Annotated in this window: 17 protein-coding genes and 1 tRNA gene; 10 read left to right on the top strand and 8 right to left on the bottom strand. The window is 62.4% G+C overall.

Annotation, left to right across the window (positions count from 1 at the left end; all coding sequences use genetic code 11):
* Window positions 1-10 precede the first annotated feature (10 nt).
* A complete protein-coding gene (locus HOP51_RS03910; RefSeq protein WP_234272653.1) occupies window positions 11-1,615 on the bottom strand; it encodes a zinc-binding metallopeptidase family protein in 1,605 nt (534 codons plus the stop codon).
* Window positions 1,616-1,708: 93 nt separating this feature from the next.
* On the opposite strand from HOP51_RS03910, the gene HOP51_RS03905 reads away from it, so the two are divergent.
* From HOP51_RS03905 to HOP51_RS03890, 4 genes are all read left to right on the top strand, one after another.
* A complete protein-coding gene (locus HOP51_RS03905; protein WP_234272652.1) occupies window positions 1,709-2,632 on the top strand; it encodes a LysR substrate-binding domain-containing protein in 924 nt (307 codons plus the stop codon).
* Window positions 2,633-2,742: 110 nt separating this feature from the next.
* A complete protein-coding gene (locus tag HOP51_RS03900) occupies window positions 2,743-4,476 on the top strand; it encodes an amidohydrolase (RefSeq protein ID WP_234272651.1) in 1,734 nt (577 codons plus the stop codon).
* 35 nt (window positions 4,477-4,511) lie between these two features.
* Window positions 4,512-6,143, top strand: a complete 1,632-nt coding sequence (locus HOP51_RS03895) for a 5-guanidino-2-oxopentanoate decarboxylase (RefSeq protein ID WP_234272650.1) — start codon at window positions 4,512-4,514, stop codon at window positions 6,141-6,143.
* Window positions 6,140-7,594 carry an aldehyde dehydrogenase family protein gene (locus tag HOP51_RS03890; RefSeq protein WP_234272649.1) on the top strand — a complete coding sequence of 485 codons (1,455 nt, stop codon included), beginning with the start codon at window positions 6,140-6,142 and terminating at the stop codon, window positions 7,592-7,594. The genes HOP51_RS03895 and HOP51_RS03890 overlap by 4 nt, the downstream gene beginning before the upstream one ends.
* Window positions 7,595-7,824: 230 nt before the next feature.
* Here the strand turns inward: HOP51_RS03890 and HOP51_RS03885 are convergent, their stop codons facing one another.
* The 6 genes from HOP51_RS03885 to HOP51_RS03860 all read right to left on the bottom strand — a co-directional run bounded on the left by HOP51_RS03885 (window position 7,825) and on the right by HOP51_RS03860 (window position 12,697).
* Window positions 7,825-8,094 carry a hypothetical protein gene (locus HOP51_RS03885; RefSeq protein WP_234272648.1) on the bottom strand — a complete coding sequence of 90 codons (270 nt, stop codon included), beginning with the start codon at window positions 8,092-8,094 and terminating at the stop codon, window positions 7,825-7,827.
* A 484-nt stretch (window positions 8,095-8,578) separates the two neighbouring features.
* On the bottom strand, window positions 8,579-8,935 hold the full coding sequence (locus HOP51_RS03880) for a nucleotide pyrophosphohydrolase (protein WP_234272647.1): 357 nt from the start codon (window positions 8,933-8,935) through the stop codon (window positions 8,579-8,581).
* A 107-nt stretch (window positions 8,936-9,042) separates the two neighbouring features.
* Window positions 9,043-11,433, bottom strand: coding sequence for a DNA/RNA helicase domain-containing protein (locus HOP51_RS03875; RefSeq protein WP_234272646.1), 2,391 nt, complete (start codon window positions 11,431-11,433; stop codon window positions 9,043-9,045).
* Between the two features lie 297 nt (window positions 11,434-11,730).
* Entirely contained in the window at window positions 11,731-11,922 is a 192-nt protein-coding gene (locus tag HOP51_RS03870) for a hypothetical protein (RefSeq protein ID WP_234272645.1), read from the bottom strand.
* Window positions 11,919-12,536 (bottom strand): hypothetical protein, encoded by a 618-nt coding sequence (locus HOP51_RS03865; protein WP_234272644.1) that lies wholly within the window; start codon window positions 12,534-12,536, stop codon window positions 11,919-11,921. Before HOP51_RS03865 ends, HOP51_RS03870 begins: the two co-directional genes overlap by 4 nt.
* An 84-nt stretch (window positions 12,537-12,620) precedes the next feature.
* A tRNA-Ile gene (locus HOP51_RS03860) sits at window positions 12,621-12,697 on the bottom strand.
* Window positions 12,698-12,843: 146 nt separating this feature from the next.
* Here HOP51_RS03860 and HOP51_RS03855 point away from each other — a divergent pair.
* Window positions 12,844-13,449, top strand: a complete 606-nt coding sequence (locus HOP51_RS03855) for a hypothetical protein (RefSeq protein WP_234272643.1) — start codon at window positions 12,844-12,846, stop codon at window positions 13,447-13,449.
* 231 nt (window positions 13,450-13,680) lie between these two features.
* Complete coding sequence (locus HOP51_RS03850) at window positions 13,681-15,264, top strand: sodium:solute symporter family transporter (RefSeq protein WP_234272642.1); 1,584 nt, start codon at window positions 13,681-13,683, stop codon at window positions 15,262-15,264.
* A 51-nt stretch (window positions 15,265-15,315) separates the two neighbouring features.
* On the opposite strand, the gene HOP51_RS03845 is transcribed toward HOP51_RS03850, so the two are convergent.
* Complete coding sequence (locus HOP51_RS03845) at window positions 15,316-17,121, bottom strand: ABC transporter ATP-binding protein (protein ID WP_234272641.1); 1,806 nt, start codon at window positions 17,119-17,121, stop codon at window positions 15,316-15,318.
* A 181-nt stretch (window positions 17,122-17,302) separates the two neighbouring features.
* Between HOP51_RS03845 and HOP51_RS03840 the strand changes: the two genes are divergently transcribed.
* The 4 genes from HOP51_RS03840 to HOP51_RS03825 all read left to right on the top strand — a co-directional run bounded on the left by HOP51_RS03840 (window position 17,303) and on the right by HOP51_RS03825 (window position 22,323).
* Window positions 17,303-18,178, top strand: a complete 876-nt coding sequence (locus HOP51_RS03840) for an AEC family transporter (RefSeq protein ID WP_234272640.1) — start codon at window positions 17,303-17,305, stop codon at window positions 18,176-18,178.
* Between the two features lie 92 nt (window positions 18,179-18,270).
* Window positions 18,271-19,416: a PQQ-dependent sugar dehydrogenase gene (locus HOP51_RS03835; RefSeq protein ID WP_234272639.1), complete on the top strand. Its 1,146-nt coding sequence runs from the start codon at window positions 18,271-18,273 to the stop codon at window positions 19,414-19,416.
* A gap of 64 nt (window positions 19,417-19,480) precedes the next feature.
* A complete protein-coding gene (locus tag HOP51_RS03830) occupies window positions 19,481-20,938 on the top strand; it encodes a sensor histidine kinase (protein ID WP_234272638.1) in 1,458 nt (485 codons plus the stop codon).
* Entirely contained in the window at window positions 20,935-22,323 is a 1,389-nt protein-coding gene (locus HOP51_RS03825) for a sigma-54-dependent transcriptional regulator (protein WP_234272637.1), read from the top strand. The genes HOP51_RS03830 and HOP51_RS03825 overlap by 4 nt, the downstream gene beginning before the upstream one ends.
* The last annotated feature ends 120 nt before the right edge of the window (window positions 22,324-22,443 follow it).

The following is a 22,443-nucleotide window of genomic DNA, read 5'->3' as shown; positions in this document are numbered from 1 at the left end:
AGCGTCAAGCCTACCGGGGTGCCTGGGAGCACTCGTTGGGTGCCGGAATCACCCAGTCGTTTTCACCACGTGGCGTGGTGATGTATTCGGGCCAGCGGAAATGGATCGGCGGTTCGTAGTCACACAGCGGGGACAGCCACTGGTACCCGCCGATGCCGCCACCGGTACGCCGTTCGAACTCGGCCTGCGCCGCGCTCAGCGCCTCCGGCTGCTGGAACAGGTCGAGCAATGTCAGCCCCACCGTCTTCGCTGCCGTCTCGATCATGGGATCGATGCACGGCGCCAACCCGCCCAGGGCGTTCATCACCCAGTCCGGGTAGGCACCGCCATCGTCGCGGGGTGCCAGCGCCGGGCGGCCGATGTAGAGGCGCACGGTCGGCGCATGCCAGCTGTATTCGGTGTAGTCATCAGAGGTGAAATGGGTCTGGTTGGGCGGGAGTATCTGGCGCAGTTCACGCTCCGCGTCCTGCGGTTTGCGCAGGGTCTCGACATCGGCCAGGAAGGGCTTCTCCATCGGCGTCATGCCCAGGTTGGCCTGGATCTGGCGGGCCAGCTCGATCGCCTCTTCGCCCAACCGCGGAGCGCCGACCCGCTCGAGGTTGGCGTAGGTCAGCTCGGCCAGGGCATGGTTCGGCAGCCCCGGGCGCGACTTGGCGACCCAGTGGCGCTCGACCCGGCAGTGGGTCAGCTTGGCCACGGATTCGGCGATGTGGTCGAGCCCCCTGACCACATGTTCGGCCTGCTCCACTGACGAGACACGAATGAAGTACTGAATCTGAGACATTTGCGCCGCCAGGTTGTCGGCAGTGGCCTGCCCCGCGTTCAGGATCGCCTCGTTCATCGACCAGTTCAGGCCGCTGGCCAGCACGTGCTCGCGCAGGGCCTTGGCGTTGAGGTACATCTGGGTAACGGCGTCGTTGGCGCCCGGGGCACGAGCACTGGCATGGGACGCCGCGATGGGCGAGTGGCTGCCGCGGGTCATCCAGGTCTCGGGGCTGTCGCACAGGAAGTTATAGATGACCCCGTAGGCGGCACCGCAGTGGGTATCCCAGCGGGTGGTATTGCACAGGGGCAGCATATAGAAAGGATGAAAGCTGATTGCCGCATCGAGGTCATCGTAGTAGCCACGAGCCGCATGGATCGGCTTCGAACCGCGCACTTTTTCGGCCGGCTCGCCGAAGAACTTCAGCGTACCAGTAATGCCCTGCTCCTTCATCAACGCCTGCATGGCCAGAAAGCCTCCCAGCGACCCCATACCCAGCGCGGAGTGCGGGTCGGTGTGGCCGCCGGCCCAGGGGCTCAGGTTGTCGCGGGGGCGTTTCACCACGTCGGCCGCCTGGCAGTTGCCCGGCACCGCATCGTACTCGGCATAGCCGCCGAGCGTGGGGCCTTCGCCGTTGCGCCAGGTGGCGCAGAAGGCCGTGGGCATGCCGCCCGAGCCCTCTTCCACCTCGAAGCCATGCTCGCGCAGCAGGTCGACGTAGAAACGCGCCGAGCGGTATTCCCGCCAGGCGGTTTCGGCATAGTGCCAGATGGTCTGGTTCCACTCGGAAAGCTTGGGCATCAGCGCTTCGACGCGCTGGGTGAGAGCATCACGTTGAGTCTGCGTGGTCATTCAGGCTCCTCTCGGGAGTGTTGTTGCTTTGAAATTCACTATAGAGCAAACTCAACTCATCTAAAGTCAAAAATAATCATCTGATTGGTCAAAATGGCTCAACAAAAAGCGAACCATCTCCCCTCGCTCCAGGCCTTGCGCGCTTTCGAGGCCCTGGCCAGGCTTGGCAGCCTGACCGACGCCGCCGATTATCTCAGCCTTACGCGCAGCGCCATCAGCCACCAACTGCGACTTCTGGAAAGCCAGCTCAACCTCCGCCTTTACGAGCGACGTGGACGCGGAGTGATCCTGACGCCGGCCGGCCAGCTCTATGCCGGCGAAGTTCGCGAGGTTCTCCATAGCCTGGAGCGGATCCACGCCAACCTGCCCGACCAGGAGTACAACGGTCATTTGCACGTTTGCATGCCGCCAGGTTTTGCGGCCAGCGTCATTAGTCGCCATATCAACGACTTCTATCGCGCCTACCCCACCATCCGCCTGCACCTCAGCACCAATCGCGAGGACGAGACGATCAATCAGCCCAACTTCGATCTCTTCGTGGTGTTCAGCGACGGCGTTCACGCCGACCAGCATGCCGAGTTACTGGCACAGCCGATGTACCACCCCGTGTGCAGCCCGACCCTGCTCAACGAACTCGATATCACCCATCCTCGCGATCTGGATCGCGCCACCCTGCTGCACCTGCACGATGCCCACGACTGGCAGCTATGGCTGGCAGGTTTTGGCGGCAAGCATCAGCTCAAGGTGGAGTCCGGTCTGTACTTCTCGAATATCCTGCTGGTGCTGCAAGCAGCCTTGTCCGGCCAGGGAATCGCTATCGGCGACGACGTGGTATGTGGCGACAGCCTGCGTCACGGCCAACTGGTTCGCCCCTTCGGCGAGAGGATCCCCAGCGATCGGGCCTATTATCTGGTCACGCCGCATAGCCGGCTGGAAGATCCCAACGTGCAGGCCTTCAGCGATTGGATGAAGAAACTATTGGAGGGCTTGCTCGGCGCTTCTGCCGTGTCCAGTTGAATAATTATTGAAGCGGCAAGAACGCTCACCTCAGGCGCAAGAAATTAACACCTCATGACCTTTTTCACTGGTTTAAGGTGAATCTTGCACAACAATTAGAGGTGATTGCCATGTTCGACCCCTGGCACTCCAGTCATGCGCCCGCCCCACGCCATGCCGATATCGTGCTGCGAGGGGGGAGGATCTATACGCTCGATCCCACACGCCCCTGGGCCGAGGCGCTGGCCATAGCCGGCGGTCGGCTGTGCGCCGTGGGAAACGACAGCGCCATTCACGAGTGGATCGGCCCCGATACGCGCGCCATTCCGCTGGCCGGTCGCTTCGTCATGCCCGGCCTACACGACATGCATACCCATCCGGACCTGGGGCTGGCCGCCAAATACGACGATTCGCTCAAAATCGGCATCGAGGACCCCACCCCCGAGCAGGTCAAGCAGGCCATCCTCGACTATGCCGCCCGCCACCCCGGCGATGGTTGGATCCACGGCGCCTACTTCGTGCGTTACACCTTTCGCCAGGCCGGCCTGACGCCAGGCCGGGAGTGGCTTGACAGCTTCATGCCCGACCGCCCCGTGGCCATCCTCGACCGCATGTGGGGCACCATGATGGTCAACAGCAAGGCTCTGGCCCTGGCCGGTATCGACCGCCACACTTCGGACCCGCGAAATGGGTACATGGAGCGCGACCCGCTGACCGGTGAACCCACTGGCCTGATGATCGATGGCGCCTATGCCATGATCCACGCCGCCATGCCCCCCACGCCGGTGGAGGTGCTGCGCAAGGCCTATCAGGAGGGCCTGCACTTCCAGACCAGCCGCGGCGTCACAGCGACCAAGTACGTGCACGTGTGCGAACAGCGGCTAGCCGCCCTCAAGCAGCTCGACGATGCCGGCAAGCTCAGCCTGCGCGTGGAGGCAGCCATAAGCTGGCAGGACGACATCTTCCCGGTCAAGCGACGCTGGGAGCTGCTGTGCGGCGAACGCCACTACTACGCCAGCAGCCGCCTAAGTGCCAATGCCGTCAAGTTCCACTTCGACGGCACCGTTGAGCCGCGCTCCTCCTTCTTGCTCACACCGTGGGAGAGCGGCGACGACTGGCGCGGCAAGATCAACCTGACCCCCGAACACCTGCGCGACATGCTGGTCGACATGGACCGCCGCGGCATTCGGGTCATTGCCCACTGCACCGGCGACGGCGCCTCCGACCTGTTCCTGGATGCGGTGGCAGCCACCCGGCGCATCAACGGATCCAGCGGCGTACGTCATCAATGCGCCCACAGCACCATTCTGCACGACGCCAACCTCGCCCGCTTCGCCGAGCTGGATGTCATCGCCGAGTTCTCCCCGGCGGCCTGGTATCCCTCGCGCTTCACCACGGGGGCCCGGGCCGGCTATGGGCCGGAGCGCTTGTCTCGTGCCTACAATCTGCGCGGTGTGCTGGATGCGGGCGGTGTGGCGGTCTTCGGCACCGATTTTCCGGTCGCCTCCATCGACCCCTGGTTGGCCCTCGAGACATTGGTGACACGGCAGAACCCCTGGGAACCGGGGGAAGAGCGCTTCGGTACGCCGATCGGCCTGGAGGAAGCGCTGCGCGTGGCCACACTCAACGGCGCCTATGCCATGGGCCTGGAGCATGAAACCGGCTCGCTCGAAGTGGGCAAGTCGGCCGATTTCATCGTGCTCGACCACGATCCCTTCTCGCGCGAGGTACGCGGCAACTTGCATCGTACCCAGGTCGAGATGAGCTTCCTGCAGGGCCAACCGGTCTACGACCGAGACCGCACGCTGATCGATTTCGATCTGGAGGCCACCTGGCACGGCCAGCCACCTGCGCTGGCCTCGTGATCCCTCACGCCACTGCCGCTTTACGGAGTCATGACATGACCTGTGCTGAACTACTCATTCGCCTGCTGCGTGATCGCTACGGTGTCGATACGCTGTTCGGCATTCCCGGGGTGCATACCGTGGAGCTCTACCGCGGGCTCGAGGCGAGCGGCGTGCACCACGTCACGCCGCGCCACGAGCAAGGCGCCGGCTTCATGGCCGACGGCTACGCCCGCGCGACGGGCCGGCCCGGCGTCTGCCTGATCATCACCGGCCCCGGCATGACCAACATCGCTACCGCCATGGGTCAGGCTCTGGCCGACTCGGTGCCCATGTTGGTGATCTCCAGCGTCAACCGCCGGGACACCCTGGGCCACGGCCAGGGCCGACTGCACGAGCTGGAGAGCCAGCGCAACCTGGTGGCAGGCGTGGCACGCTTCAGCCATACCCTGCTCGATCCCGACGGTCTGCCTGAAGTGCTGGCCCGGGCCTTCGCCGTCTTCCAGGGCCAGCGGCCGGGGCCGGTGCATATCGAGATTCCCATCGACCTCTTCGACGCTCTCGTCAGCCCACCGCGGGAGTGGAACGCACCGACAATCTATCCAGCGGCACCCGACCCCGACGGGCTGGCCCAGGCGGCGCAGTGGCTGCGTGACGCCCAGCGCCCGCTGGTGCTGCTCGGTGGTGGCTGCGTCAAGGCACCCGCGGCGGCCAGGGAACTGGTCACCCGCCTGGACGCACCGACGGCGACCACCATCAACGCCAAGGGCCTGCTGGGTGATGCGCACCCGCTCGACCTAGGCGCCAATGCGGGGCTGCCGGCCGTGCGCCGGCTGGCCCACGAGGCCGACGTCATCCTGGCCATCGGTACCGAACTGGGCGAGACTGATTACGATGTGGTCTTCGACGACGGCTTCGTCCTTACCGGCCGACTGATTCGTATCGACCTGGACGCCCAGCAGCTGGTGCGCAACCAAGCCTTGTCGCTGGGCCTGGTCGGCGATGCAGCCCAGGCGCTGCAAGGCCTGCTCGAGCATTTCCCCAGCCCGCTGAACAAGCAGGGCGTCGCGCGTGCCAGCACCACCCGCGACGCCTTGAACCTGGCCCAGGATCCTACCCTCGCGCCCTTCATACCGCTGTGCGAGACATTGCGCCAGGCACTGCCCAATGCCATCTGGGTAGGCGACTCCACGGCCCCGGTCTACGCCGCCAACCACTTGCTTGCGCTGCCGGCTCCGCGCCATTTCTTCAACGCCTCCACCGGCTACGGCACCCTGGGGTACGGCCTGCCGGCGGCACTGGGCGCCCAGCTTGGCCAGCCGAGCCTGCCGGTGATTTCCCTGGTCGGGGATGGCGGTGTGATGTTCACGCTCTCGGAGCTAGCCACCGCCGTCGAATACCGCCTGCCGGTAGTGATCCTGCTGTGGCACAACCACGGCTACGAGGAGATTCGGCGCTACATGGACAATCACGGCGTCGAACGCCTGGGCGTCGACATTCAGGCGCCCGACTTCATCACGCTCGCCAGCGGGTTCGGCTGCCTGGCCACGCGGGTCGACTCGCCTCCCGAGCTGGCCAGGGCGCTCGAGAGCCGTCCGACCGATGGCCCTTTCCTCGTCGAGATCGACGCCAGTGCCTGGATGGCCTGGTGCCATGACAATCCATACGCGGCCAAGGAGCTTTCATGACGTCCCTGACGCAGCAGTTCATCGACAATCAGTGGGTCTCCTCGGCCAGCGGGCAATGCCTGCCGGTGACCAACCCCTATACGGAGGAGCGAATCGCCGACGTCACGACCGGTCATCCGCGCGACGTGGATACCGCCGTGGACGCGGCCAAGCGTGCCCTCCCCGCCTGGCAGGCGCTCAGTGGTGCCGAGCGCGGCCGGTATCTCGAGGCGTTCGCCAAGGCGCTGACGCGCCGGCGGGATGAGCTGGCACGTGTGTCGTCGACCAATAACGGCAAGGTGCTGGCGGAAGCGTACATCGACCTCGACGACGCCATCGCCTGCTACCGCTACTACGCCCGGCAGGCACGCGCCCTGGACGCCCGGCAGGGCGAGCCGGTGCGACTCGACATGGAAGGCGTCGAGGCGCGCTGCTATCACGACCCCGTCGGCGTCGTCGGGCTCATCACGCCGTGGAATTTCCCGCTAGTGACCAGCGCCTGGAAAGTCGCCCCGGCTCTCGCTGCCGGCTGCACCGTGGTGCTAAAGCCCTCGGAAGTGACGCCGCTGCCTGAGCGCGCCCTCGCCGAGATCGCCCTCGAGGTGGAACTGCCGCCGGGGGTGTTAAACCTGCTCTTTGGCGATGGCCAGGGTATCGGCATACCGCTGTGCGCCCACCCCGATATCGACAAAATCTCCTTTACCGGCAGCAACCGGGTAGGCGAAGCGGTGATGCATGCCGCGGCCGACCGCACCGCCAGAGTCTCGCTGGAACTCGGCGGGAAATCCCCCGTACTGGTGCTGGAAGATGCCGACCCCGAACAGGCCGCGGATTGGGTGATGGCGGGAATCTACTACAACGCGGGGCAGATCTGCTCGGCGACGTCGCGGCTGCTGGTTCACCAGGACGTGGCGGAGCCGCTCTACGCGGCCTTGGCAAAACGCATCGACGCACTCGTACTGGGCGATCCGCTGGCCGAAGGCAGCGACATGGGCCCGCTGACCAGCGCAAGGCAGCGCGACGCGGTGCAGGCCTACCTCGACATCGCCGAGCGTGAAAGGCTGGTGGCGGTGCGCGATGCACGCCACCGCACCCTGCCCGACCGCGGCTTCTTCCTGGCACCGACACTCTACCGCGACGTACCCACGACCAGCCGGCTATGGCGAGAGGAGATATTCGGCCCGGTACTCTGCGCCCGCAGCGTGGCAGACGAAGCAGAGGCCATCACCCTCGCCAACGACTCCGACTTCGGCCTCGCCGCCACAGTGATCAGCGGGGATCCACAGCGGGCCCGACGCATCGGCCGACAACTCCAGGCCGGTAGCATCTGGTACAACAGCGAACAGCTGGTGCTACCTCAGACTGGCTGGGGCGGCTTCAAGCGCAGCGGGATCGGACGGGAGCTGGGTCCGTGGGGCCTGGCAGCCTTTTTAGAGGTTAAGCATCTGATAGGGCCCGCTGGCGAGGCTTGAACGCATTCGGTCGAGGGGCTGAAGCCTTCGTTCAGCGCGCTTCGTACCAAACGCTGATAGGCCTCACCAGTCCCCAAGCGCCTGATCGACGAGTTGCCGGCCTTGATATGATCGAGACGAACGGTACCAGTTCCCTTCCTGCGCCAAGATGCGGTACAGGCATACGCGCAGGGCCAACATCGCATGCGCAGGATATCGGTCCGCCTTATCCAGCGTGCGTCCCGATACCCCTAGCCGGCGAGCGTGGCCCTCGATTGCGAGCGGTCCGCTGGTTCCACCTGCAGTTGGCGACAGATATCCCCAAGCCGAGGATCTTCGGGCCAAGGCAACATCAAGCCAGCTTGATCAGCGACAGCAAGCCGATCCAACAAGACTCCGACCAGTCGCCCATCGGTTCCCGCGTCATCGTAGCGCACAGGTAGCTCACTGAATGCCTGGATCAACTCCAGCAGCAATGGACTGACCACGATCACCTCGCGCTCGGGGCATGGCATTAGCATGGCAGCAGACTCAATATAGAGACTGCGCATGAGGGTACCAGGCGAACAGGTAACGGCATGCCGCATGCCCGCCGGCACCCACACTGCCCGGCCGGGTGGTGCCAGGAAATGACCTGTCTCGGTTTCGACGCGCAGAGTGCCACGCAGCGCGTGGGACAGCTGTGCCCAAGGATATCGTGGGGCTCCCCAATGGCCCGGTTCGGCAAGGAATGCGTGCTGCCATAAAGGGGACGGGGCAATCTTCAAGCGTAAATCGCCATACAAGGCCGTTTTTAGTGCAGAATTTAAACCGACAGCTGTATCTCCATCCTTGATCGAGCCAGGGGATAGTCCACCACAGCGGTTGTGGGATTCAGTTGGCCAGCATCGATGCGCCGCGTTCACATCCAGGTTCCCGGTGCGACGTCGTAGCGAGGCAGCAATTTGAAGGACGAAACTAGGCTGGAGAAGGCCGCTGCAGGGGACAAAGCGGCCACACATCACGTCAATCCTGATAGTGCGTGTACTTTTTCGCACTTCCCTTCACTTGATCGGCGGGATATTTCTCCGCGTTCCTTTCCATCTTCGCCCGGCATGCCGCTTCGATATCCACGTCCAGCTTGCCCGCCAGCCGGATCAGATAAAGCTGTACATCGGCGATTTCATCGCATACGGCGGCCAGTTGCTGCTCGTCCAGCTCCTTGGACTGCGCCTCGGTCAGCCACTGAAAGCATTCTTGCAGCTCGGCTGCCTCCACCGTCAGCGCCATGGCCAGGTTCTTGGGCGAGTGGAACTGGTCCCAGTCGCGCTCGGTGGCGAACTGATCCATCGCGTCGCGGAGCTGCTTGAACGGGTCTGACATCTAGGGTTCACCTGATTCTGCGGGATCGAATAGCAGTGAGCATGCCTGCTCTGCTGCTCGCTATCCAGCCTGGATCGGCATCGGCGACCCTCAGGACGCCCATCCCCTCACAGCACGGATAGGAATTCGCCGATGACCTTCAGGTCCTCAAGCTCGTCCTCGAGCACAATGTCCTTATAGCCGAAGGCGTTGGTCTGGGGCTTCAGCACGATGCGCTGGTTTACGAGCTCGCCGTACTCCTCGATCTTCTCGCTCTGATACAGCTTGACCGTGAAGCTGCCGCCATGGTCCGGGTCCTCGATGGCTCGGTGCTGTACCACGACGACCTTCCCTTGGCGTGTGCCGCCTGGGTTCGCACGGAACAGGCACCAGGCGCCATTAGGGATGCGACGGTTCATCGACTCCCCCACCACCCGGCTGACGAACAGGTCGGGACTTGCTCGCATGAAGCCCGGCAGCTCGACCCAGTGCTCGGCTTCAGCGATCTGCATCTCGCTGAACTCGCCGGCGGCGATGCTCAGGTCGTACACGGGAACATGGCGCTCGAACGGCTCTGCCTGCTCTCGTGACACGATTGGAAGATGCAAGCCATCCAAAATCTCAACGTTCTCAGCCGCGTCTGGATGCTCGGTCACTGATCGGGAGCGGACGAAAGCCGCAAAGTACCCGCGGGTCTCGGGGTCGGTCGCATAGACATAACAGCCCTTCTGCCCCCGCGTCATCAGCGTGCGGTAGGTATTCTTGATGATCTGGTCTGCCAGAGTCTTCGCTCGCTCAGATTCCTCCTTGAGCAGCGTCTTGTAACCGTGAACGGAGCGGTCCTGCCCTGCCCGCTTTCCAGCATCGGTTACCACTCGTCCATCGCGAATCACGAAGTCGTCGCCGATGATGACCCCGACGTAGTCGAACTCCAGCCCCTGACAGGTGTGGATGCATCCTACCTGTCCGACTGATTCATCGGCGATGGCCCACAGCATGCCGTCGTCATCGAGGTTCCACTGGGCGGCGAAGTCATGCTCAGGAAAGACGATGTCCATGGCATGCTTGTCCTTCTTGCTCGCCCAGGGCCAACAGTACCCCGCCACCATCCGTGCCTTGTTAGCCTTGCGGTTCTTTTCAAGAATGGCTCGACGCAGCTCACAGGGGTCATCAAAGACCTGAAAATCGTAGTCGATGTCATCAAGGTCGGTGTTGGCCGTAGTGCGAATTTGAAGGGCGTGATCGAGCCAGGCCAGATAGCCATCCGATCCGTTACAGCGAAACTGCGACGCCAGCTCCAGCTCCTGAACGCCGGCACCGCACTCTGCTGCTCGCCGCCTGATCTCCTCGACCGTCCCCACGTCCTTCAGCGTCACGCGCTGCGCTTCATCAATGAAGAAGATCGAGAAGCGTGACGCGGTGATTATCTCCTTGATCTGGCTCTCGCCCAGGTTCTGGTACATGCCGGATTTCTCATTCAGGCGATGTGCCTCGTCCACGATAAGCGCATGGAAGGTATTCGGCTCGGCATTGACGTAGCTTCCCGAGCCCTTGAACAGGTTGTCGATATGAGTCTTCTTGCGCGTGCCGGTCAGCTTCTTCTTGAACACCTCGCGTGGGGCAGAGTTGCGTGACACGTACTGCGTCATCATCTCTCGGTTGGTTAGCTCTACCAGCAGATTGATGGCCACCACCGATTTGCCAGTGCCCGGCCCGCCTTTGACGATCAGACACTGCTTGTTGCCGCTACCTGCACGATGCGCAAGATCGATCGCGGTTTCATAGACGAGCTTCTGATCATCGATCATCAGAAACTCGGAATTGCCCTGCATCATCGACGCCAGCGCATCTGCCAGGTTCTTGCTCGGCTTGATCACACCATGCTCGATGCGATACATGATGTCGTTGCTGTCGCCGTACTTGATGTGCTGGCTCAAAAAAGCCGAGAGCTTCAAGGCATCCTGCGAAATGAAGACCGGTGCACGGCGCGTGTGGTGGGCATAGAAAGGATCATTGATGGCTTCCCCCTGCTTCATGTTGTGCAGGTAGGCGCAGGGCACCAGGCGAATTGACTCGGAGCGTACCGTCTCGTTGTAGTCCTCGATCAGCGCGCCATAGGACCATGCTTGATACGACGGATGGTTGGTCTCGCGTACTCTGCCGCCTAGCTGGGTACGTACGATGGCATCTTTCTTTGTCACCTCGACGGACTGCCACTGTTTCAGTTCCACGATGACCGCCGCATCGTCCCGCTGATGGTTCTTTCCGGTCAGGATAAAGTCCACGCGGCGATTGGTCAGCGGAATGTTGTACTCGATGGCCACGCCTGCCGACGCCGGAATGCCCTCATCAAGCAGAACGCTCATCATGAAGCGAAGGGAGTTCTCCCAGGATGTCACCTCACTACGGGGCGAGTTACGGTTGAGCCTGCGCGCCACCTCGTTCTCGATAGCGTCGGTGATGGAGTTGGCTCGCACATCGTCGATGAACTGCTGCTTGGTGGCTTTGTAGACCAGCATCGTTATCAGCCCCTTGCAAGATACGCTGTTATTTTATGATCGTGCTCCGATCGAAACTATTATCCCTGTTCCATTCATGCCAGTTTTAAATATAGTATTTCATGAACTTAAACTAACAAATTCTGAAAGCCAATGCACAAAAACCCGCCAGAGTGTACTTCATGAGAGGTATAGCGGGTGTATCATCCTTGATCATGCTTCGCTGGCCCTGCCATGTCAATGACCAGGTCGCCTTTCCATATGATTACAAAAATAGAGACGACGTCAAAGGCTGCGCCTCACTCTTGCGACAAGATATTAATTCGCTTCTTGATCGTCCTGAGGCTGATGATAGGGTCGCTCAGGGGCATCATCGCCAATCAGGACTGGCTTGCCATCTTGCCAGATGACTGCATAGTGGCCGAGACGACGCTTGCGCTCGAGGGTCTCGGCCACGGCAGCACGAAGGCTATCCAGCATTTCCTGAGTATCGGGTGAGAGCTGGGTCATGAACGTGCCTCCTTGGAAATCGTCTCAAACAACAAATCATTGTGAATCCGTCGATCTGGTCCGTGCTGTTCGAATATGGGTTCAGGGGCGCCTCCGTCATTCATAAAGCAACGAGCATGACTGACCAATGGCGCATAAAGGGTCAGTAGGTTATGAAGACTACGAGGGAATCGGCGCTTGATGTCATCTAGCGGAATATTGTGACCGCCATGAGAGACTCGTTCAGCAACACGCAGTCGTGACATTTCTACTGAAGGCAAGGCTAGATAAACAAGTTCGACCTTCCAATTCTCAGCCAATAGGCGCTTGATCAGCGTCGAGTAGCCCCGACCTGACAGAGTTGTTTCGAAAGCAAAGTCTTCCTTGGCGGCAATCGCTCCTTCAATTTCTCGCAGGAAGATCCGGCTAGCTGCAAGGAGCTCTCTCTCCGGAGCTAGAGGCGAGAGACCCGCCGCAATCAGATCCGCATTGATGAAGCGTGAGCAGTCGGCTACATGGGGCAGGTAGTTAAGCGCGAATGTGGTCTTACCAGCTCCGTTCGGACCAGCAACGATCCAGCATGTAGCTGCGCTCTTTTTATAGGTCATCGCCAGGTCCTTCTGCCACGTGCTCATGGCAGGTTCCCTTACCGATGCGCACTACCCACGAATTTCAGGCAACGGAGGGATAATGGTGCAGTTATCTGTCGGAAGCATGCATGGTGGGCCCAGCTGGACTCGAACCAGCGACCAAGGGATTATGAGTCCCCTGCTCTAACCAACTGAGCTATAGGCCCTGCATTGCGCCGCCGTATGATAGCGAAAGCTGCCGAGTGAGGCCAGAGGCTCGGGGTCGGCTTTTTTCCGTGCCGGCGGTTCGGGCACTTCTCGGCGTTTGGCGTGTCTTCTGGGGGAGCCTTCCGCTCCAGGAGACGCATCGCTCATGAAACGCCTTTTTTCCTCCTTCTCTCTGATGGCCCTGGGCGCCTCCGCCCTGCTGTTCACCCTGCCGCTGGCGGCCTGGGAGCTGGATCCCGAGCGCTCGCGGGTTTCCGCCACGGTGATGCAGATCGGCCCCGATGGCCCCATTCCGCGCCAGCACGAGGTGCGCCGGCTTTCCGGTAGTGCGGATAACAGCGGCACCCTGGAATTGCCGCTGCGACTCAACCAGAGCGACGTGGTGGATCGCCTCGGCTCCCTACCGCCCTGGCTTGCCGGCATTACCGAACGGCCGATGGCTATGCTGACCACCCGATTCCCGCCCGAGCGGTTGGATCAGTTGGCGGTAGGCGATTCATTGGTGGAAACCCTGACCATGAAGGTGCAGTCGGGCAATGCCGTGCGCGAGGAGTCGCTGCCGATGCGTTTCACCAAGACCGGTCGCGATCAGGTACAGGTCACCAACGCCGAGAGGGTAGCGCTGGACGGGCAGGCGCTGATGGCCAACCCTACCTTTCGCTCGGTACTGCTGTTGCTTGGCTACGAGCAAATCGGCGACGAAGTGCCAGTCAGCCTCGATGCCATGCTGGTCAGGACAAGGGACTCATAATCCTCTGGTTACGGGTTCGCGACAAAGTAATCCCCTCCTCCCGGGCGGCGTAACCCGCCCTTTTCTCACAGTTTTGCCGTCCGTTTCCGCAACGTTCATCCTGATAGCCCTTCGTTGCTGCCCTGCGAGCACTGGTCTACGGTTTGAGAGACGGGCCGCGACAGTGGCATCCTTGGTTCTATACATACTGCGCGACTACTCAAGGATGAGCCCTGGGCGAAGGAGGGAGCCGTGCCCGAGTTCGAACTGGCGAATATCGACCTGGTAATCGTTGGCCTGTATGTGGCCATGATACTCGGCATCGGCTTTTGGGCCGGCCGCAAGCAGCAGGATTCGGAGAGCTACTTTCTCGCCGGGCGTGGCACGCTCTGGCCCCTGGTCGGGCTAAGCCTGGTTTCCGCCAACCTTTCCGGCACCTCCTACATCGGCCTGGCTGGCGCGGGCTATCATGATGGCATCGCAGTGTGGAACTACGAGTGGATGGCCACGCTGGTACTGGTGTTCTTCGTCCTATTCATCCTGCCGTTCTACCTGCGCTCGCGGGTCAGCACCATGCCAGAGTTCCTCGCCCGCCGCTACGACAAGCGCTCGCGCTACGCCTTTTCGCTGTTCTCGATCTTTACCGCCATCCTGATCGACAGTGCCGGCGCGCTGTTTGCCGGCGGCATCACCTTGCAATTGCTGTTCCCCGAGGTGCCGTTGGGCGTGCTGATTGGCGCCATGGCCCTGCTCGGCGGCGGCTATGTGATTCTCGGTGGGTTGCGGGCGGTCATCGTCACCGACACCATCCAGTGCGTGCTGCTCTACATCGCGGGTGGCGTCATCTTCTTTCTGGTCTTTCGCGAGCTGGGCTCCTGGAGCGCCGTGCAGGACGCAGCGCCGGAGGGTGGTTTCAGCGTGGTGAAGCCAGCTGACGACGACTTCCTGCCCTGGCCCGGTATTTTCACCGGCGTGTTGTGGTTGGGCTTCTATTACTGGACGACCAACCACATCGTGATGCAGAAGGTGCTCTCCGCCAAGAGTGTCGACCACGGTCGCTGGGGTGCGCTGCTGGCGGGTTTTCTCCAGTTGCCGCTGTTGTTCCTGCTGATCCTGCCCGGCACCATGGGCCGCGCCATCTATCCGGACCTGGCCGAGGCGGACCTGATCTGGCCCACGCTGGCCTTCGACCTCCTGCCCATCGGCCTACGCGGCCTGGTGCTGGCGGCACTGGTCGCTGCACTCATGTCGACGCTCGACTCGGTGCTCAATGGCGCTTCCTCGCTGGTGGTCAACGATTTCATCCGGACGCGCAAGAAGAATCGCAGCGCGAAGCAATTGCTCCTGATCAGCCGCGCCATGGTCGGCGTGTTCATGGTGCTCGCGGGACTATGGGCGCCGGTGATCCTCACCTTCGAGGGCATCGTCGAGTATTTCCAATCCTTCCTCGGCTACGTCACGATGCCCGCCGTGGTCATCTTTCTCGGCGGGCTGTTCTGGCGGCGGGCCACCGCGGCGGCTGGGTTCTGGACCCTGGTCATCGGCGCGCCGATCGGTATGGTCGGTTTCCTGGCCGGCGAGATCTTCCAACTCTACCAATTGCAGTTCCTCTACGGCACCGGCCTCATGCTGCTGCTTTGCGTGTCGATCTTCGTCGGCATCACGCTGAGCACCGAAGCACCGAAGGAGGAGGAGCTAAAGGATTGCGTCTGGTCGCGCGCAGCCTGGCGCGAAGAGTCCCGCGACCTTGCCGGCAAGCCGTGGTGGCAAAACTATCGTGTGCTGGCAGGCCTGCTGGTGGTAGTGACGGTGATCTGGGTTTCCCTGTTCATTTAGCGGCATGACGGTAGCGGGCGAAGCCGCCACCGTCGGCCTGGTCGAGGGCGTTCAGCCAAGCGCCTCGCTCTCCTCCATAGCACCGGTCTGGACCCGCCATTGGGCGGCGTAGCGCCCGCCCTTTTCCAGCAGCTCAGCGTGAGTGCCCCGCTCTGCAACTCGCCCACCGTCAATCACCACGATCTCGTCGGCATGCACAATGGTCGAGAGCCGATGGGCAATCATGATCACCGTGCGACCGTGGCCGATCTTGGCCAGCGAGCGCTGGATGGCCGCCTCGGTCTCGTTATCCACCGCGCTGGTGGCTTCGTCGAGTACCAGGATAGGTGGATCCTTGAGCAGTGCCCGCGCCAGCGAGAGGCGCTGGCGCTGGCCGCCGGAGAGACGCACGCCGCGCTCGCCCACGGCGGTATCGAGCCCCTGGGGCAAGGCCTGGATGAATTCCCACGCCTCGGCGGTGCGCGCTGCTTCGATGACTTCCGCCTCGCTGGCCTCGGGACGGGCGTAGGCGATGTTGTCGCGTATCGAGCCCTCGAACAGGTAGACGTCCTGGCTGACCAGGCCGATGGCCTGGCGCAGCGAGGTGAGGCTCACCTCACCGATCGGCTGACCGTCGATGCAGACACGGCCGGCCAAGGGGTCGTAGAAGCGCAGCAGCAGCTTCATCAGGGTCGACTTGCCCGAACCGGTGGCTCCCACCAGTGCCAGGGTATTGCCGGCGGGCACATACAGGCTCACCCCCTCCACCCCCACACCGCTGGCGGCATAGCGGAAGCTCACTGCCTCGAAGCTCACCTCGCCGCGCACCGGCTCGGCCAGCGGCTTGCCTTCGTTGTCCTTCACCGTGATCGGCACTGCCAGCAGGTCGAGTATGCGGCGGGTACTGGCCATGGCGCGTTCGAACAGGTCGATCACCTCGGCGAGTCCCGTCAACGGCCACAGCAGGCGCTGGGTGAGGAACACCAGCACGCCGTAGGCACCGATATTGAGGTCGCCGCGCAGGGCCATCATGCCTCCGACGGTGAAGGTGGCCAGGAAACCGGCCAGGATTGCCATGCGAATCACCGGAATGAAGGCCGAGCTGACCTGAATCGCGCGGCGGTTGGCGTCCACGTAGGCCTCACTGACGCTCCGCAGCCGCTCGGCCTCGCGCGCCTCGCTGGTAAAGCTCTTGATGGTGGCGATACCGGAGAGGTTGTTGGAGAGCCGGCTGGCCAGATCGCCCACCTTCTCGCGCACGTCGGCGTAGAGCGGGCCGGCTTTGCGCTGGAAGAAGAAGGCGCCCCAGATGATCAGCGGGATAGGCGTGAAGGCAAGCAGCGCGATCAGCGGTGAGATGACGAAGAACACCGCCCCCACCGCCACCACGGTGACACCGACCTGGATCAGCGAGTTGGCACCGCCGTCGAGGAAGCGCTCGAGCTGGTTGACGTCGTCGTTCATGGTCGCCACGAGTTGACCCGAACTCTTCGACTCGAAGTAGGCCATGTCGAGACGCTGGGCGTGCTCGTAGGTATCCAGGCGCATGTCGGCTTGCAGGCGTTGGGCCAGGTTGCGCCACAGGATCTTGTAGAGGTATTCGAAGATCGACTCGCCAGCCCAGATGAAGAAAGTGAGCACGGCAAGCACCACGATCTGCTCCTGGGGCGTGGTGAAGCCAATTCGCGCGACGAAGCTGTGCTCCTGATTGACCACCACGTCGATGGCCACGCCGATGAGAATCTCGGGGGCAATATCGAAGATCTTGTTGATGACCGAGCAGGTGGTGGCGGCGACGATGCGGCGCCGGTAGCCGCGCGCGTAGCGTAGCAGGCGCACTAGAGCCTGGAAGCTGTTGGCGGAAGCGTTGGCTGACATGAGAGATTCCTTGCGAACAAGTGTCGCAGCTTACCGGGTCGGAGCCGATTTCACCAAGGCAAAACCTGGCCGCTCGCTCCGGGCAACCCCTCGTTCGAGTTCCGCGAACTCGCGCCGAACTTGCATCGACACGACGGAATTCACGACAATACTTAGCTTGCTCAATGGCCAAGGACGCTCGATGCTCGCCGATCTCTTCGCCGTCATGGCTCCCGTACTGGCTGGCGCAGGCCTCGGCTTCACCTGGCTTCGTCTGGGCCACCCTTATCCCGTCGACTTCGTGACCCGGCTGGTGTTCAACATCGGCACCCCGGCCCTGGTCATCGCCTCGCTCTCGAGCGCCGAGATCGATGCAGGCAGCTTCGGAAGAACCATGCTGGCGACCGCCTTGGTGATGTGCTGCATGGCGGCAGCCACCTTCGTCATGGCCCGCCTGCTGCGCCGGGACTGGCGGGTACTGCTGGCGCCGATGATGTACCCCAATACCGGCAACATGGGCCTGCCGGTGGTGCTCTACGCCTTCGGCAGTGCCGGCTTCGCCTTCGGCATCACGATAATGGTCACGGTCTCGCTGTTCCAGTTCACCATCGGTGCCATGTTCGCCAGCAGCGGTAATCCATTGCGTACGCTGGTCAGGACGCCTACGGTTTACGCTATCCTGATTGCACTGGCCCTGTTGCTGAGCGACACCGAGCTACCGCGCTGGCTAGCCAACAGCGTGGGGTTGATCTCGGGCTTTACCGTCCCGCTGATGATGATCACGCTGGGTGTCTCGCTAGCCAGCATCAAGGTGAAGAACCTGGGGTCGGGCATTGGCTTCAGCCTGCTGCGTACCCCGGTGGCGGCGTTGCTGGCCTGGGGCATCGGCTCGCTGCTCGATCTCTCGCCGCTGGCGCTCAGCATCCTCGTGCTGCAGATGAGCATGCCGGTGGCCGTGTTCAACTACCTGTTCGCGCAACGTGCCCAGCGCGAGCCGGAATACGTCGCCAGCCTGGTGTTCTGTTCCACCCTGCTGGCCTTGCTTTATTTGCCTGTCCTGCTGGCTATCCTGATGTAGCGGCCAGCGGGCCAAGAGGGTGACGGGAACACCCGGGCCGCTCCGAAGTCTCTATCTGTTGGGGGCGATATCGAAACGCAAGGGAGAAGATCATGCATGAAGCAAGCAAGCGGCTGGCAGTTCCCCTACTGGCTGGCATCGTGGGGAGCATCGGATCGGCTCAAGCCGTCGAGGTCGTCGCCGAGCGTATCGCCACCGAACACTTCGACCTGCGCCTGGAGCGCATCGCCGAAGGGCTCGAGCATCCCTGGTCCGTGGCCATGCTGCCCGATGGCCGCTTCCTGGTCAGCGAGCGCCCGGGACGCTTGGCGCTGGTCGAAGAGGATGGCAGCGTCACCCACTTGGATGGCCTGCCCGAGATCCGCGCCCGAATTCAGGGCGGCCTGCTCGACGTAGTACTGCACCCCCAGTATGGCGACGGCGAACACGACTGGATCTACCTCACCTGGAGCAAGCCCGAAGATAACGGCCAGACCGCCACCGCCCTGGGCCGGGCTCGCCTGGACGATACCCGTCTGGGCAATGTCGAAACCCTGTTCGTGCAGGGACAACCTGCCGACCCGGGCCGTCACTACGGTTCACGGCTCGCCTGGCTGCCCGACGGCACCCTGCTGATGAGCATCGGTGACCGAGGCACGCCAGCACGGGCACAGGACAGCCGCGATCATGCCGGCAGCATACTGCGCCTGACGGAAACCGGAGATGTCCCCGACGACAACCCCTTCGTCGATGACGAGGACACTCTCGACGAACTCTTCACCCTTGGCAACCGCAACGCCCAAGGCCTGATCGTCACCCAGCAGGGGGAAGCCTGGGCCACCGAGCACGGCCCCCTGGGCGGCGACGAACTCAACCTACTGGTCGGTGGCGAAAACTACGGCTGGCCCGAGGTGAGCCTAGGACTTGGTTACGGCTCCCGTAACCCCATCGGCGAAGACTCCCTGCCCGGCATGCGCGACCCGGTACACGTCTTCGAAGAGCGCTTCGCCCCCTCCGGTCTGGCGCAGGTCACCGCGGAGACGTTCGATGCCTGGCAGGGCAACCTGTTGGCGGGCGGGCTGCACAGCGAGCAGTTGCATCGCCTGGTGCTGGAGGGAGACCAGGTGAGCGACTGGGAGATGGTGCTTGATGGACAGATTGGAAGGATTCGCGACGTACGCCAAGGGCACGATGGCGCCATCTATCTGCTCAACGACGACCCGCAGGGCAGTCTCTATCGGCTGAGACCAGTGGATTGAGCCCTGTCGCGAGCCGGATTCGCTACCCGGTGCCGTTCCCGTCGAATACCGTTCGCGAGCTGCCATGCGCCTACGCAATCTGATCCTTATCACCGTCATCGCGCCGCTCTTCCTCGTGCTGCTGATTTTCAGCCTGGTGGCGATCAAGTCGCTCGAGGACAACGTGCGCAACCGCCTGGAGCGTGAAGTTCAGGTCATCACCAACGTGATCGGGACCACGCTGAGTCATGCCTTGACCCGGGATGCCACCGAACCTCTCGAGGAGTCGCTCTACTCTGCTTTCTCCTTCCATCGCATCTATGGCGCCTATGTCTTCGATACCAACGGCCGGGAAATCTATGGCCTTGGGCTGGGCCAAGCCCTGTTCAGCCCCGAGACCATTCGCGAGGTGGCCGAGCATGGCGAGATGCGCGCCGCTTACCGCGAGCATGACGGCTGGCACTACTACTCGGCAATGAAGCCGCTGCTCTCCGCTACCGGGGAAGTACAGGGCGTGCTGCAGGTCAACCGGCTCAACACTGGCATCGAGAATTACACCGGTTTTCTCAGCCAACTGGCCCTGCTGGCCTTCATCATTGGTGCAGCCGGTATCGTGCTGGGCATCTGGTGGGGCTTTCGCCGCCATATCGAACGGCCGCTGGAGCGCCTGCTCACGGTGATGCAGCGTGTCGAGGCCGGGGACCGCGGCCAGCGTGCCGAAGCCGAAGGCCCCCAGGAGTACGAACGACTCGCCGTGGCGCTCAACGGCATGCTGGATGCCATGGCGGAAAAGGATGCCGACATCGAGGCACGCCGACGCAAAGAGATCGAGCTCGAGAAACGCCTGCGCAAGTCGAAGAAGCTCGCCGAGTTGGGCGTGCTTGCCGCCGGAGTGGCGCATGAGATCGGCGCGCCGCTCACGGTGATCAATGGCCAGGCCCAGCGTCTGGCCCGACGTGAAACGCTCGACGAGGCAGACCGGGCCAAGCTCGGGCGTATTCGCAGCGAGGTGGAGCGTATCGTCGAAATCGTACGCCAGCTCATGGAGCTGGGGCGGCGTCACAATGTCGAGAAGGAGCCACTGGAGCTGGCCGAACTGGCCGGCACGGCACGCGAACTGGTGGAGGAGGATTTCGAGCGTAACGTCATTCGCCTCGAGCTCGACCTTTCTCCCTCCTCTTCACCGCTGCTGGCCAATGGTCAGCAGTTGATCCAGGTATTGACCAACCTCCTGCGCAATGCCGCCCAGGCCGAGGGAGTGAGCCGGGTACGCATACGCTCCCAGGAAAAGGAAGGCTGGCTAACCTTGTGGGTAGAGGATGATGGCTCAGGTATCGGCGACAATGACAAGCCGAAAGTCTTCGATCCTTTTTTCACGACCAAGCCCGTCGGCCAAGGCAGCGGCCTCGGGCTTTCCATGGTTCACCGCATTATCAACGACCACGGCGGTACCGTTGGGGTGTTCGACAGCGAACTGGGGGGAGCCGGCTTCGAGATCGGGCTACCACTGAACGATATCGATGAAGGAGGGACTGCCACGTGACAGGGAGCTATAGCCATACCGATCTTCCGATCCTCATCGTCGAGGATGATGCTGCCATCCTCGAGCTTCTCGAGGAAGAGCTGCAGGAAGCCGGTTACCAGACAATCGGAGTCGGCAGTGCCGAAGAGGCCGTCGTCACCTTGAGCCATAGCGAGGTGGCCCTGGTCATCAGCGACGTGCGCCTGCCCGGCATGAGCGGGATGCAGTTGCTCGAACAGTTGCGCCATGAGGGCAGCCGACTCGGATTCATCGTCATTACCGCATTCGGCACCATCGATCAGGCCGTTGAGGCGCTCAAGATCGGTGCCGACGATTTCCTGACCAAGCCGCTGGATCTCGAGAGCGTAGGAGAGGCGGTCTATCGCGTACTGGAGAATCGACGCCTGGCCGAGCGCTTCCAACAGGACGAGCCGGCGGGTCATTTCCACGGTATCGTCGGCGAGAGCGAAGCGATGCAGGCCTTGTTCCACGATGCTGCACGACTAGCCAAGAGCAATGCTCCGATTCTCATCCTGGGCGAAAGCGGCACCGGCAAGGAGCTGCTGGCTCGTGCCATCCATGCCGAGAGTCCCCGAGCCAAGGAGCCCTTCGTTGCCATCAACTGTGCCAGCATCCCCTCCGAACTGATGGAGAGTGAGTTCTTCGGCCATGTCAAAGGGGCCTTCACCGGCGCCAGCGAATCGCGTCAGGGCCTGTTCCAGGCAGCCAACGGGGGGAGCCTCTTTCTCGACGAGATCGGCGAAATGTCGCCCGGCCTGCAGGCCAAACTGCTCAGGGCGCTACAAGAGAAAATGGTCAAGGCGGTTGGCGCCGAGAAGGAAGAAGCGGTGGATGTACGTATCATTGCCGCAACGCATCGTGACCTGGAGCAGGAGATCGAGAGCGGTAACTTCCGCAGCGACCTGTTCTACCGTCTGGAGACATTTTCCCTGCGTATCCCCCCTCTGCGTGAACGCCAAGGCGACATCGAGCGGCTGATCTCGAGCATGATCGAGAAGCACGCCAACGCGCAGGGCAAGCGCATCGACCGTATCGAACCCATGGCCCTGCAGATTCTGCTCGACTACCCCTACCCGGGCAACGTGCGGGAGCTGGAGAATGCCGTCATGCGCGCCGTGACGCTAGCCGAAGAGGGCCTACTCAGCCATGCCGACTTGCCGGAGCGCATTCGCCAGCATGGCCAGGAGCAGCGCGGCACCATGCGCCAGATCGAGACTAGCCATGCCATGGTCGCCAGCAGCCAACAGAGTTGGCCCAGCCTGGAAGAGGTCGAGAAGCGCTACATTCAGAAGGTACTCGAAGCGACAGGGGGCAACAAGCGACGAACCGCCGACATCCTCGGCATTGCCAGACGCACGCTTTATCGCCGTCTGGAAGAGGAATAATCGATTCTCGTGATGTAAAAAAGCCCCCGTGGGAACTCGGGGGCGAAGCACGCCATGCAATTCGACTGACGGTGCAAGGGGGGAGGGTGGCGGGCCGCCAGCGAATTGCGCCGCGTCATG

The organism is Billgrantia zhangzhouensis, assembly GCF_021404465.1.
GTDB lineage: Bacteria > Pseudomonadota > Gammaproteobacteria > Pseudomonadales > Halomonadaceae > Halomonas > Halomonas zhangzhouensis.
Note: the sequence above shows the minus strand (reverse complement) of the source record. Positions and strands in the feature narration are given on the sequence as shown.

Excerpts from the sequence above, each read along its gene's own strand:
- HOP51_RS03910 (WP_234272653.1), bottom strand. The coding sequence starts at position 1,615 with ATGACCACGCAGACTCAACGTGATGCTCTCACCCAGCGCGTCGAAGCG.
- HOP51_RS03905 (WP_234272652.1), top strand. The coding sequence starts at position 1,709 with ATGGCTCAACAAAAAGCGAACCATCTCCCCTCGCTCCAGGCCTTGCGC.
- HOP51_RS03900 (WP_234272651.1), top strand. The coding sequence starts at position 2,743 with ATGTTCGACCCCTGGCACTCCAGTCATGCGCCCGCCCCACGCCATGCC.
- HOP51_RS03895 (WP_234272650.1), top strand. The coding sequence starts at position 4,512 with ATGACCTGTGCTGAACTACTCATTCGCCTGCTGCGTGATCGCTACGGT.
- HOP51_RS03890 (WP_234272649.1), top strand. The coding sequence starts at position 6,140 with ATGACGTCCCTGACGCAGCAGTTCATCGACAATCAGTGGGTCTCCTCG.
- HOP51_RS03885 (WP_234272648.1), bottom strand. The coding sequence starts at position 8,094 with ATGCTAATGCCATGCCCCGAGCGCGAGGTGATCGTGGTCAGTCCATTG.
- HOP51_RS03880 (WP_234272647.1), bottom strand. The coding sequence starts at position 8,935 with ATGTCAGACCCGTTCAAGCAGCTCCGCGACGCGATGGATCAGTTCGCC.
- HOP51_RS03875 (WP_234272646.1), bottom strand. The coding sequence starts at position 11,433 with ATGCTGGTCTACAAAGCCACCAAGCAGCAGTTCATCGACGATGTGCGA.
- HOP51_RS03870 (WP_234272645.1), bottom strand. The coding sequence starts at position 11,922 with ATGACCCAGCTCTCACCCGATACTCAGGAAATGCTGGATAGCCTTCGT.
- HOP51_RS03865 (WP_234272644.1), bottom strand. The coding sequence starts at position 12,536 with ATGAGCACGTGGCAGAAGGACCTGGCGATGACCTATAAAAAGAGCGCA.
- HOP51_RS03855 (WP_234272643.1), top strand. The coding sequence starts at position 12,844 with ATGAAACGCCTTTTTTCCTCCTTCTCTCTGATGGCCCTGGGCGCCTCC.
- HOP51_RS03845 (WP_234272641.1), bottom strand. The coding sequence starts at position 17,121 with ATGTCAGCCAACGCTTCCGCCAACAGCTTCCAGGCTCTAGTGCGCCTG.
- HOP51_RS03840 (WP_234272640.1), top strand. The coding sequence starts at position 17,303 with ATGCTCGCCGATCTCTTCGCCGTCATGGCTCCCGTACTGGCTGGCGCA.
- HOP51_RS03835 (WP_234272639.1), top strand. The coding sequence starts at position 18,271 with ATGCATGAAGCAAGCAAGCGGCTGGCAGTTCCCCTACTGGCTGGCATC.
- HOP51_RS03830 (WP_234272638.1), top strand. The coding sequence starts at position 19,481 with ATGCGCCTACGCAATCTGATCCTTATCACCGTCATCGCGCCGCTCTTC.